This is a genomic window from Microcystis sp. M_QC_C_20170808_M3Col (assembly GCF_007095505.1).
Classification (GTDB): Bacteria; Cyanobacteriota; Cyanobacteriia; order Cyanobacteriales; family Microcystaceae; genus Microcystis.
On record NZ_SFBY01000477.1, the window covers coordinates 1 to 12,628 of the forward strand.

Genomic DNA, 12,628 nt, shown 5'->3' on the forward strand with positions numbered 1-12,628 from the left:
GGGAAAAAGTACCTGAATTTTCCCCCTGATCACTCCCATGCCTGGTACTTTTTGATTGACAAAAAGTCTAAAAGTCTTACCCAACAAGGTTTTTAGATTTATTCAGCAGACCCTACTTATTTATCTAGACCAAAAAAAACCAGTCTTCCCTAATTTTTCGGGAAAACTGGACAAGCTAATCTCTAGATTTTAACCAACCTTAGCGGTTTGTTTTTGGCTAAAAAATGCCGCTAAAACCTGTTCGGCAATCTGGGGACTGGTTAAACCCAAATCAGCGAAGGATTCCTCTGGTTTTGCGTGGTCCACTAATTTATCAGGAACCCCGAAACGTTTGACCGGAACCAGAATATTAGCATCCTGTAAAGCTTCCAAAACCGCAGAACCAAAACCACCCATCAAACAACCTTCTTCCAAAGTCACCACTTTACCAAGACGTTGGGCAAGAGGAAAGATAAGTTCTGTATCAAGGGGCTTGACAAAACGAGCATTAACCACTGTGGCTTCGATACCGTGTTCGCTGAGAATTTCAGCCACCTGTAGGGAAGTGTTAACCATCGTGCCGTATCCCAACAGAAGAATATCATCACCACTGCGGAGAATTTCGCCCTTACCGATGGGTAAAGCTTCCCAACCTTCCTCCATCAGGGGAACCCCTAAACCGTTGCCCCGGGGGTAACGCATGGCAATGGGGCCGCTGGTATGATTAATCCCCGTCACGACCATTCTTTGCAGTTCCGCCTCATCTTTCGGGGCCATAATGGTCATATTGGGGATACAACGCAGGTAGGCGATATCGTACATCCCCTGGTGCGTCGGTCCATCGGCCCCAACAATACCGGCCCGGTCCATGCAGAAGAAAACCGGTAGATTTTGAATGCAGATATCGTGAATAATCTGATCAAAAGCCCGCTGCAGGAAAGTAGAGTAAATGGTGACAACCGGGCGCATTCCTTCGCAAGCAAGACCACCGGCGAGAGTAACGGCGTGTTGTTCGGCAATACCCACATCGATGTACTGTTTCGGCAGTTTTGCCTGAAATTTGTCTAATCCCGTCCCGGTGGCCATGGCGGCGGTGATGCCGATAATGCGCGGGTCATTTTCCGCTAATTTAGTGAGAGTATGCCCGAAAACTTTGGAATAAGCGGGGGGTTTCGGTTTAGTGGAGGGAATCGGTTTACCCGTAGCTAAATTAAAGGGATTTTGGGCATGATAACCCACTTGATCTTTTTCGGCCCATTCGTAGCCTTTGCCTTTAACGGTGGCAACGTGGACGAAAACCGGTCCGTGGACCTTATGGGCCTGTTTAAAAGTGGCGATTAATTCGGGAATATTATGACCATCAATCGGGCCAAAATATTTAAAGCCCAATTCTTCGATAACAGCGCCGACTTTGGGAACTGCTAACCGTTTCATTCCTTCTTTGACTCGTTCCATTTCCGGAGTGAGGGAGTCCCCGAAGAAGGGTAGATTTTTCAATTGTTCCTCGAGATTATCAGCGATAAACTGGACGGGTTCGCTAAGACGAACTTTATTGAGATAGCGGGAAATTGCCCCGACGTTGGGGGAAATGGACATCTCGTTATCGTTGAGGATAACCATGATGTTGGTGTTCGGTAAATGTCCAGCATGGTTAATCGCTTCTAGGGCCATACCCCCGGTTAAAGCGCCATCCCCGATGATCGATACCACCTTGAAATCTTCCCCCTTGGCATCCCGGGCTAAAGCCATTCCTAACCCCGCAGAAATGCTCGTAGAGGCGTGTCCAGCCCCAAAATGGTCAAATTTGCTCTCGCAACGTTTTAGATAGCCCGCAACACCGTTTTTTTGGCGGAGGGTGTGAAAATCGTTATAGCGACCGGTGAGGAGTTTGTGCGGATAAGCTTGGTGTCCCACGTCCCAAAGGACTTTATCGCGATCGAGATCGAGGGTTTGGTAAAGGGCGATCGTTAGTTCTACGACTCCTAACCCCGGTCCCAAATGTCCACCGGTAGCGGCGATCGTCTGGAGGTGTTTTTCGCGAATCTGACGGGCAATATCTTCTAATTGACGGAGTGATAAACCATGTAACTGGTTGGGATGAGTAATTTCACTTAGGTGCATATCGGCTTCTTTTTCAAAGTAGTTTATCCCTATACCAACTGTATAGGATCTTCAGCCTGAGTTGAAGGAAAATCTAGGCTAATCTGGCCGCCGTGCGTAAAATTTGGCCAGCTAACATGGCGGCCCCAAAACCATTATCGATATTAACTACACCGATACCGACCGCGCAGGAATTGAGCATAGTTAACAAAGGAGCAATACCACCGAAACTGGTTCCGTAACCGATACTGGTGGGAACGGCGATCACCGGGCGATCGACTAATCCCGCTACCACACTTGGTAAGGCTCCTTCCATTCCCGCAACAACAATTAACACATCGGCGGCATCCAGTAGATGGCGATGATTCAAGAGGCGATGAATTCCCGCTACTCCCACATCCCAGAGACGCTGCACGGAAAAACCGCACAATTGAGCAGTAACCGCCGCCTCCTCCGCTACGGGAATATCGGCAGTTCCCGCCGTTAGGATGGAAATTATCCCTTTTGGGGGATTTTCTGGGGCAGCTGCGGCAATGGCACAGATGCGGGCTAAGGGATAATAAACTAAGTCCGTTACCTGTTCCTGTAGCTGGGCCGCTATCTCTGCTTCAATGCGGGTGGCCATAACCACGGGACTATTTTGACGCAATACACCGATAATTTGGGCGATTTGAGCGGTGGTTTTACCCGGCCCCCAGATAACCTCCGGAAATCCCGTTCTTAATTGACGATGATGGTCAATTTTAGCGAAGTCTTCCACTGGTTCAAAGGGGAGATGTTTAAGTTTATCTAAGGCTTTCTCCGGGTTGATTTCTCCCCTGGCAACGGCGGTCAGCAGCGATCGCAAATCGGCAGGATGCAACATGATCAGTTATCAATGAGAAGTGGGGTGCGGAAATTATGAATTATGAATTATGAATTATGAAGTGGGGAGGTGGGGGAGGGGGAATTATGAATTATGAATTATGAATTGGGGAGGTGGGGAAGTGGGGAAATTGAACTAAAACCCCAAAACCCCAAAACCCCAACCCCCAAAACCTGTCTCCTATCTCCTATCTCCTATCCCCTATCCCCTATCCCCTATCCCCTGACGACTCACTGCTATTAGGAGGCCATGGTAGCTGCGGGACGACGGCGGCGATAAGTACGATTGTTCGCTGGTTCTGTTGCCGCCGCTTGCAGGAGGAAAATCACTAAGGGTTGACTCTGTAACTCCCGTTTGATTAAACGTTGCAAAGTCGTCTCGATTTCGGCCCGCAAACCGACCCAATCCGTGGCCCCCGTCGCGGTTTTAAATTCCCCGATGCGATCGCTTAAACAGCGTTCGATCGCCCGAATAATTAACTGATTCAGCAGCGGGATTTCCACTTTTGTCACCACACCGCGCAAATTAATCTCTGGGGGTGCGCTTAATTGTCCCTCAGCGTTAACGAAGGATGCGATCGTAATCACACCATCTTCGGCTAATTGTTGTCTTTCCTGCATAATGTGTTCGTGGACCACACCCGCTTGATCGACTAACTCGATTCCCGAAGGCACTGGCGCGCCGACCGCAATGCGATCGCCAGTTAACTCGATCGTGTCACCATTTTTGACAATCACCATATTTTCGGCGGGAATCCCCATACTTTGGGCCATCTGAGCGTGTTTGACCAGCATTCGGTGTTCTCCATGCACTGGCACAAAAAACTTCGGCCGGGTCAAAGATAGCATCAATTTATGGTCTTCTTGGGAACCATGGCCGGAAACGTGAATTCCCTTATCGCGTCCGTAAACCACGTTAGCACCCTGCATCATCAGGCGATCAATTGTATTGACCACAGCGATCGTATTACCCGGAATCGGATTAGCGGAAAAGACAATTGTATCCCCCTGACGCACGCGAATATGAGGATGTTCACCCTTAGAAATCCGCGTCATGGCCGCTAAAGGTTCCCCCTGGGAGCCTGTGGTTAAAATGACGATTTTCTCATCGGCTAAATTGCGGGTCGCTTTCAAGGGTTCAAATAGATCATCGGGACATTTTATATACCCCAAATTGCGCGCATGAGCGATGACATTTAACATCGATCGACCCACTACCACTACTTTCCGGTTAAATTTCTGGGCCAATTTCAACACCAGATTAATCCGATGCACCGAGGAAGCAAAGGTAGTGATCATAATCCGTCCCGTTGCTTGGTTAAAAACCCGCTCTAAACCGGGATAAACGGCAGCTTCCGAAGGAGTATAACCGGGTACTTCCGCATTAGTGGAATCACTCAATAAACATAGCACCCCTTTCTCGCCATGTTCGGCAATTTTTTGTAGATCAAAAAATTCGCCATCCACAGGAGTATGGTCAATTTTAAAATCTCCCGTGTGAATAACTACCCCCAAAGGAGTGTGAATTGCTACACAAAAACTATCGGCGATCGAGTGGGTATTGCGGATATATTCCACCATGAAAGATTTACCTAAACGCACCATTTGCCGGGGAGCAACGGTTTCTAATTTGGTACGATTTACTAATCCTGCTTCTTCCAATTTATCCCGCAATAAGGCCATGGCTAGACGCGGACCGTAGATAATTGGTACATCAAATTGTTTGAGATGGTAGGGAATGCCACCGATATGATCTTCGTGACCGTGGGTGACGATCATTCCCTTAATTTTATGGCGATTTTCTCTTAGATAAGTCATATCGGGAAGCACTACATTGACCCCGTGCATATCATCGGAAGGAAAAGCTAAACCAGCATCCAGGAGAATAATCTCATCATCGTACTCAAAAACACAGGTGTTTTTGCCGATTTCGTGTAATCCTCCTAGGGGAATGATCTTTAGTTTTGCTTGGGTTTTATCTTGATTCATTAGGTATCCTTTGATGGTAAGTTATGGTGATTTTTCAGGTGGGTTTTGTGGACGGGAAATCTCAAAAAATGAATAGTTAGAATAAGTCTGACTAGGGGAACAAACCCTAGCTAAATTAACTTATATCAATACTTTCTAGCCGTTATAAACTATATTTATTTTCTAGTTAAGCTATTAATATTATAACCTATTTCTCGAAAAAATCCTAGTTTAGTTAGCCAAATTTTCTAGTATTTTTCTAAATCAAAGACAATTCTTGCATAATTTTTGCTAATCCTTCCTCTAGTTCGGGACTTAAGGAACATAAAGGAGATCGCAATCCCCCCACTTCCCAACCGACTAGATTTAAGGCCGCTTTAATTGGAATTGGATTAGTGGCACAAAATAAACCTTTAAACAGGGGAAATAATTTCAAGTTAATCTCGATCGCTTTGGCCGCATCTCCGGTTAATAAAGCTTGAATCATCCCTTGGATTTCTTCTCCCACCAGATGACTAGCAACACTGACCACCCCCACCGCACCACAGGTCATCAGGGGTAAGGTGAGAAAATCATCGCCGGAATAAATAGCGAAATTTTCAGGGGTATGACAGTAAATCTTACAGGTTTGTTCTAAATTACCACTAGCTTCTTTTACCGCCATAATATTATCAACTGCTGCCAGTTTAATAATCGTTTCCGGGGTCATATTTTGACCCGTACGACCGGGGATATTATAAAGCATCACCGGCAGATCGGGACAAGCTTTGGCAATGGTGCGAAAATGCTCGTATAAACCCTCTTGGGGTGGTTTATTGTAGTAGGGAACCACTTGCAAAGAACCATCTAAACCCAGTTTAGCAGCCTGTTGGGTAGCTTCGATCGCTTCGGAAGTGCAATTAGAACCCGTCCCCGCGATCACTTTTCCCCGACCATTAACCGCTTTTTTGACAATACTAAATAGTTCGTATTCTTCCTGCCAACTTAGGGTGGGTGATTCTCCCGTCGTCCCACAGACCACTATACCATCGCTACCGTGAGTAACTAGATAATCGGCCAATTTTTCCACCATCCCATAATTAACTTGACCCTCGACGGTGAAGGGTGTCACCATCGCCGTAATTACTCGTCCAAAATATGTTGTTTCACTCATTGATCAGTTATCAGTTATCAGTTATCAGTTATCAGCTTCTGAAGGCAAGAGGCACTCTTGCAAGAGGCAAAAGAAAGAATCTGGCAATCCTCCTAAGTAGGGAGGCACAATTAATTATTTGTAGGATGGGTTAACGCACTTCGTAACCCATGCAGGCGTTGGGTTTCATGCTTCAACCCAACCTACGTTCATCTTATATTTAATTCCACCCACTCACTTACCTAAAAAGAAGGTTATCAACTAAGTACATCGAAGCTTTTAGCCTAACAAATCGAGTTATCAGTTTTTGAGCCATCAACAACCAGACTTTACTTATTCGATTAATTAGCTATTTTTCTAATTATCATCGCCTTGCTCTAGCTGATGGCTGATAGCTTAATTATCAAACTGTTGCTAATCTTGAACCGACGAGATTTTTCTTGACTAAAAGTTCGGCAATTTGTACAGCATTTAAAGCCGCACCCTTGCGAATTTGATCGCCGCATAGCCACAATTCTAGACCGTTAGGATGGGAGATATCTTGACGAATGCGTCCCACTAATACTTCATCGCGACCGGTGGCATCAATTGGCATGGGAAAATAATTAGCGTCCCAATCTTCCACTAATTTTACCCCCGGAGCGGACTGAAGAATTTCTCTGGCTTTCACTACAGAAAAAGGCCGACTAAATTCTAGGTTAACCGATTCCGAATGGGCCCGCAGGACGGGAACCCGTACACAGGTGGCGCTAACCCGCAACCCCGGACAAGCAAAAATCTTGCGTGTCTCATTCACCATTTTCATTTCTTCCTCGCAGTACCCTTGACCATTAATCGGGGTATTGTGGGGAAAAAGATTAAAAGCGAGGGGATAGGGGAAAGAATTGGTCGGAGGTTGCCGATTGTCAAGAATTGCTTGTGCTTGCTCTTTTACCTCCTCCATCGCTCGCGCTCCAGCACCACTAGCGGACTGATAAGTAGAAACTACTACTCGCTCGATCGCCTGTACTTGGTGAAGAGGCCAGATCGCCACTCCTAAAAGAATTGTCGTACAGTTGGGATTAGCGATAATGCCCCGGTGATTGTCCACACTGTCGGGATTAATTTCCGGGACAACCAGAGGCACTTCGGGATTCATGCGAAAAGCGCTGGAGTTATCGATAATCGTCGCACCGGACTCGACAATAGTTTTCGCCCAAGCTTTTGAGGTGGACCCCCCCGCAGAAGCGAGAACGATATCCACGTCCTGAAAAGAGCGCTCGTTTACCGCTTCGATTAGGAGACTTTCGCCCCGAAAATTGAGGGTTTTTCCAGCAGAACGCTCGGAAGCGAGTAATTTTAGACTAGCGAGAGGAAATTGACGACTAGCTAATAATTCTAGTAATTCCGTTCCCACGGCCCCGGTGGCTCCTAAAATAGCGACCCGTACTTTTTGACTCAAATTGTGTTACCTCCTGACGAGTTGGGTGATGATAATGATCCGAAGAAATCGTTACAGTAAAAAATCTTTTTTGTCCACCGAGTTATTCTAAAACTTGGATTGATCGGCTTTTGATCAGCAAAATTTTCTGATTGGGCTTAACTGCCCCAAGGACGGAATAAATTAAATATACCCCATTGACCGCTAAAATAAAAAGGTTGTGAGAGCTTGGGGAGCAACTACAGCTATTCCCCTAGAATATCATGAGCGGGACGTATTCACCGCAGGCGCAAACGCCGCTCACCCCATTATAAACGTTCCTTGTCGTAAGAGCTAGAAAAATCAATGAAAGTTATTCAGGAAAAGCTTCCTGCCAGTCAGATAGGTTTAGAAATTGAAATTCCCGCCGAAACCACGAAAAACACCCACGAGAAAGTGGTAAAGAATTTAGCGAAGTCGGCCAATATACCCGGTTTTCGCCCAGGTAAGGTTCCCCGTCAGATTCTTCTGCAAAGATTGGGAACTAAAGCGGTAAAAGCGGCAGTAATTGAGGAATTAATTGAAAATTGCCTCGAATCTGCCCTAAAACAGGAGGGGATCGAGTCCCTGGGCAATCCGCAGCTATTGTCTAAGTTTGAGGATTTGATCGCTGCCTATGAACCGGGTAAAGTTTTGACTTTTTCAGCTTCCGTGGATGTGGCTCCGACAATTGTTCTCGGAGATTACGAAAATCTGAGCGTTACTGCCGAAGAAACCGTTTATGATCCCGAATCCGTGGAAAATTGGTTTAAAGAGCGTCAAGAACAATTAGCGACATTGGTTCCCGTGGAAGATCGCGGGGCGCAGCTGGGAGATGTGGCGATCGTTGATTATCGAGGAAAATCCGCCGAAACCGGCGAAGCTATCCCGGATATTGACGGCGAAGATCTGCGGGTGGATATGGAAGCAGGACGCTTTATCGAGGGGATGGTGGAAGGAATTATCGGCATGAAACCGGAAGAAGTCAAAGAGATGACTTTAACTTTCCCAGAAGATTATCCCAAAGAAGATGTGGCAGGAAAAGCGGTAATTTTTACAATTACGATGAAAGAGTTAAAAGCAAAGGAATTACCGGAGCTTGACGACGATTTTGCCCAAGAAGTCAGCGATCAGGAGACAATCGCCGAATTAAGAGCAAGTTTAGAGAAACGCTTCCAAGAACAAGCGGAAAAGGAAACCAAAGACAGCATTTATGAAGCTTTAACCAAGGAATTTGTCAAAGGTGCGACCTTAGATTTACCGGAGACCCTGATCGAAAAAGAAGTGACGCAAATTTTGACCCAAAGCTTCATGGAATTTCAACAAATGGGTCTAGATGTCAACCAGTTGTTTACAAAAGATAATATTCCCAAACTGCGGGAAAACGCCCGTCCCGATGCGATCGAAAGTCTGAAACAGACTCTCGTGGTGCAGGAATTGGCTAAAGTCGCGGGCATTGAAGTCAGTCCCGAAGCGGTAGCCGAAAAAATCGCTAAAATCATGGCGCAATTGTCCGATCGCGACATAGATAGGCAGCGTCTAGAGGCGGTAATTACCGAAGAAATGCTGGCGGAAAACACCCTAGAATGGCTGAAAGAAAAAGCTACTATCACCCTTGTCCCCAAAGGTTCCCTAGAGGAAGAAACAAGGGAGGATGAGGAAACAGAAGAAGCCTTGGCAGCCGCCGAGGTGGAAGTGTTGGCAGCAGAGGAAGAATAACCGTAAGGAGTTAGCAGTCGTGTTGGGGTTTTAGGGTATTAGTTGAATTCCCCCATCCCCCATCCCCCATCCCCTGATTGCTGCCAACAAAGGAAAACTTAGGGCATAATGGATGGACAGAAGTGCTAAAGATGCTTAACATTTGCCAGTAAAAGCTCCACAGCCAAGCAAAACCCCTAAGATTGTGATAGCGGAACCGAAAAAATTATGCTCGAATCGAGATCACCTGACTACCCAATTACCAGTAATTGTCGCCCGGCTATCTACGCTAACACCGGGAGAAACTCCCTAGCTAACGTTTTACCCGTGGTAATCGAACAGTCTGGCATGGGTGAACGGGCTTTTGATATCTATTCTCGACTCTTGCGCGAGAGAATTGTCTTTTTGGGAACTCCCGTCGATGATCAGGTCGCTGATTCGATCGTTGCCCAACTCCTCTACTTGGAGGCAGAAGATCCCGAAAAAGATATCCAACTCTATATCAACTCCCCCGGCGGTTCCGTTTATGCCGGACTAGCTATCTACGACACCATGCAACAAATTCGCCCCGACGTGGCGACAATTTGTTTCGGTTTAGCCGCTAGTATGGGAGCATTCCTGCTTTGTGGTGGCGCGGCAGGTAAACGGATGTCCCTACCCAGTAGCCGGATCATGATTCACCAACCCCTCGGTGGTGCCCAAGGTCAAGCTAGTGATATCGCCATCCAAGCCAAAGAGATCCTCTATATTAAACAGAGACTCAACACCATGCTGGCTCACCACACCGGTCAACCCTATGATCGCATCGCCAACGACACCGAACGGGACTTTTTCATGTCCGCTGTCGAAGCCAAAGAATATGGGTTAATCGATCTGGTGATTTCCCGTCCCGAACTTCCCGATCCTACCGTTCCCGTTACTTCCCTGTAAATAAACTATGTCTAAATACGACTCCCACCTCAAGTGTTCATTTTGCGGCAAATCCCAGGAACAAGTGCGAAAATTAATCGCCGGGCCGGGGGTCTATATTTGTGACGAGTGTGTGGAACTGTGTAACGAAATTCTCGATGAGGAATTGATGGAACCTCCTAGTCCGATCGCCCCAGTGGAGGAACGTCCCAACAAACGGCGATCGGGCCAAAATAAAACCACTTGGGAACAAATTCCCAAACCAAGAGAGATTAAAAAATACCTCGATGACTACGTTATCGGTCAAAATGAGGCGAAAAAAGTGCTTTCTGTGGCCGTTTATAACCATTACAAACGCCTCAAAGATATCCAAACCCAAAAAGCCGGTGGCGGTAGTCCAGAAGATAGCATCGAACTGCAAAAATCCAATATTCTGTTAATTGGTCCCACAGGATCGGGAAAAACCCTTCTAGCTCAAACTCTGGCTAAAATCCTCGATGTACCTTTTGCTGTCGCCGATGCCACCACTTTAACCGAGGCCGGTTATGTGGGGGAAGATGTGGAAAATATTCTCTTGCGTCTGTTACAAGTGGCAGATTTGGACGTGGAAGAAGCGCAGCGGGGCATTATCTACATCGATGAAATCGATAAAATTGCCCGTAAGAGCGAAAATACCTCGATTACCCGGGATGTGTCTGGAGAAGGGGTGCAGCAAGCTTTACTGAAAATGTTAGAAGGAACGATCGCCAATGTTCCCCCCCAAGGCGGCCGCAAACACCCCTATCAGGATTGTATTCAGATTGACACCAGCAATATCCTGTTTATCTGCGGTGGGGCGTTTGTCGGTTTAGATAAGGTGATCGATCAGCGTCTCGGTAAAAAATCCATGGGCTTTATTCAACCGGGAGATGGCCAAGCTAGTAAGGATAAGGTAGCGGCAGGGTTATTAAAACAAATGACTCCCGATGATTTAGTCAAATTTGGCATGATTCCAGAGTTTGTCGGTCGGATTCCCATCCTAGCAGCCCTGTCACCCCTGGATGAGGAAGCTTTAATCGCTATCCTGACTCAACCCCGCAACGCTTTGGTGAAACAGTATCAAAAACTGTTGAAGATGGACAATGTACAGTTAGAGTTTAAATCTGATGCCGTCCTAGCGATCGCCCAAGAGGCCTATCGTCGTAAAACCGGGGCCCGGGCCCTACGGGGTATTGTGGAAGAATTAATGCTCGATGTCATGTACGAATTGCCCTCGCGCAAGGACGTGAAACGATGTTTAATCACCCGCGAAATGGTGGAAAAACGTTCCACGGCAGAGCTATTGGTTCATCCTTCCTCTTTACCCAGTCAAGAATCCGCTTAAGGGGAAAAATCGAGGTTAACTATGCTCAATACCGTTCCCGCGATCATCAAAGAAGGCCGGATCGAACTCCTCGAATCCGTGCCGATTCCAGAGGGTACTAGGGTTTTAGTCACCCTCATCCCAGAGGAGACAAACTCGGACTTCTGGCAAAAAGTCAGCGAAACTGCTCTCGCTAAGATTTGGGATAATCTGGAAGACGACATCTATCATGAAAACTCAAATAATCGATAAAACAGTCACTGTCCGCGGTGTTCCCCACTATTACGAGTGGATTCGGCAATCGGAATCTGTCCAGAAAAAGCCGGTGATGGTGTTTATTCATGGTTGGGGAGGTTCGGGACGCTATTGGCGCTCGACTGCTGCGGCAATTTGCGATCGCTTTGATTGTTTATTGTACGATATGCGGGGTTTTGGTCGGTCTAAATTGCCGGAAAAATCTCTTGATCTTTCCTACGATTTAGAAGAATATGCCCTTGATTTAGCATTGTTTTTAGATAGTTTAGAAATTGAAAAAATCTATCTCAATAGTCACTCTATGGGGGCATCGGTGGCGACTTTTTTTATTACTATGTACCCCGAAAGAGTGGTCAAAGCAATTTTAACCTGTAATGGTATTTTTGAGTATAATAAGGCGGCTTTTGCCGCCTTCCATAAATTCGGTAAGTATGTGGTACAGTTTCGTTATGATTGGTTTTTAAAAGTACCTTTTGCCGATCGATTATTTATGGCGAGATTTTTGCATCGATCGATCCCAAAATCAGAAAGAATTGCTTTTTTAGAAGATTTTTTAGCGGCAGATTACGAGGCCGCCCTAGGCACAATTTATACATCTGTGAGTAAAAAGGCAGTGGAAATTATGCCGGGTAAATTTGCTGAGATTAAGATACCAACTCTTTTAGTATCAGGGGAAAAAGACATTATTATCCCCGCCAAAATGGGCAAAATAGCGGCGGATTTGAATAATAATATCCAGTATGTGGAGATGGCTAATACTGCTCACTTTCCCATGTTAGAAGATGCCCCTACTTATCTAAAAAAATTGCAAGATTTTTTAGAAATTAATTAGGGTCTGCTGAATAAATCTAAAAACCTTGTTGGGTAAGACTTTTAGACTTTTTGTCAATCAAAAAGTACCAGGCATGGGAGTGATCAGGGGGAAAATTCAGGTACTTTTTCC

The 12,628-nt window shown here is 46.2% G+C and carries 10 protein-coding genes; 5 read left to right on the forward strand and 5 right to left on the reverse strand.

The genetic code is table 11. From position 1 onward, the window contains the following. Window positions 1–189: 189 nt before the first annotated feature. From dxs to EWV84_RS22095, 5 genes are all read right to left on the reverse strand, one after another. Window positions 190–2,100, reverse strand: coding sequence for a 1-deoxy-D-xylulose-5-phosphate synthase (gene dxs, locus EWV84_RS22075; protein ID WP_286827113.1), 1,911 nt, complete (start codon window positions 2,098–2,100; stop codon window positions 190–192). 73 nt (window positions 2,101–2,173) lie between these two features. Further along, window positions 2,174–2,944, reverse strand: coding sequence for a nickel pincer cofactor biosynthesis protein LarB (gene larB, locus EWV84_RS22080; RefSeq protein ID WP_287080103.1), 771 nt, complete (start codon window positions 2,942–2,944; stop codon window positions 2,174–2,176). A 239-nt stretch (window positions 2,945–3,183) separates the two neighbouring features. Next, a complete protein-coding gene (locus EWV84_RS22085; protein ID WP_287080105.1) occupies window positions 3,184–4,932 on the reverse strand; it encodes a ribonuclease J in 1,749 nt (582 codons plus the stop codon). 238 nt (window positions 4,933–5,170) lie between these two features. After that, a complete protein-coding gene (gene dapA / locus EWV84_RS22090) occupies window positions 5,171–6,064 on the reverse strand; it encodes a 4-hydroxy-tetrahydrodipicolinate synthase (protein WP_287080106.1) in 894 nt (297 codons plus the stop codon). A 382-nt stretch (window positions 6,065–6,446) separates the two neighbouring features. After that, entirely contained in the window at window positions 6,447–7,484 is a 1,038-nt protein-coding gene (locus EWV84_RS22095; RefSeq protein ID WP_286827118.1) for an aspartate-semialdehyde dehydrogenase, read from the reverse strand. Between the two features lie 324 nt (window positions 7,485–7,808). Between EWV84_RS22095 and tig the strand changes: the two genes are divergently transcribed. The 5 genes from tig (at window position 7,809) to EWV84_RS22120 (ending at window position 12,517) form a co-directional block, all read left to right on the forward strand. After that, window positions 7,809–9,200: a trigger factor gene (gene tig / locus EWV84_RS22100; RefSeq protein ID WP_287080108.1), complete on the forward strand. Its 1,392-nt coding sequence runs from the start codon at window positions 7,809–7,811 to the stop codon at window positions 9,198–9,200. A gap of 207 nt (window positions 9,201–9,407) precedes the next feature. After that, the gene (clpP, locus tag EWV84_RS22105; RefSeq protein WP_002736918.1) at window positions 9,408–10,109 is read left to right on the forward strand and encodes an ATP-dependent Clp endopeptidase proteolytic subunit ClpP; all 702 of its coding nucleotides are present in this window, start codon (window positions 9,408–9,410) and stop codon (window positions 10,107–10,109) included. A gap of 7 nt (window positions 10,110–10,116) precedes the next feature. After that, window positions 10,117–11,451, forward strand: a complete 1,335-nt coding sequence (gene clpX / locus EWV84_RS22110; RefSeq protein WP_287080109.1) for an ATP-dependent protease ATP-binding subunit ClpX — start codon at window positions 10,117–10,119, stop codon at window positions 11,449–11,451. A gap of 21 nt (window positions 11,452–11,472) precedes the next feature. Beyond that, window positions 11,473–11,682, forward strand: a complete 210-nt coding sequence (locus EWV84_RS22115; protein WP_004160464.1) for a hypothetical protein — start codon at window positions 11,473–11,475, stop codon at window positions 11,680–11,682. Further along, window positions 11,660–12,517 carry an alpha/beta fold hydrolase gene (locus tag EWV84_RS22120; protein WP_287080110.1) on the forward strand — a complete coding sequence of 286 codons (858 nt, stop codon included), beginning with the start codon at window positions 11,660–11,662 and terminating at the stop codon, window positions 12,515–12,517. Before EWV84_RS22115 ends, EWV84_RS22120 begins: the two co-directional genes overlap by 23 nt. Window positions 12,518–12,628 lie beyond the last annotated feature (111 nt).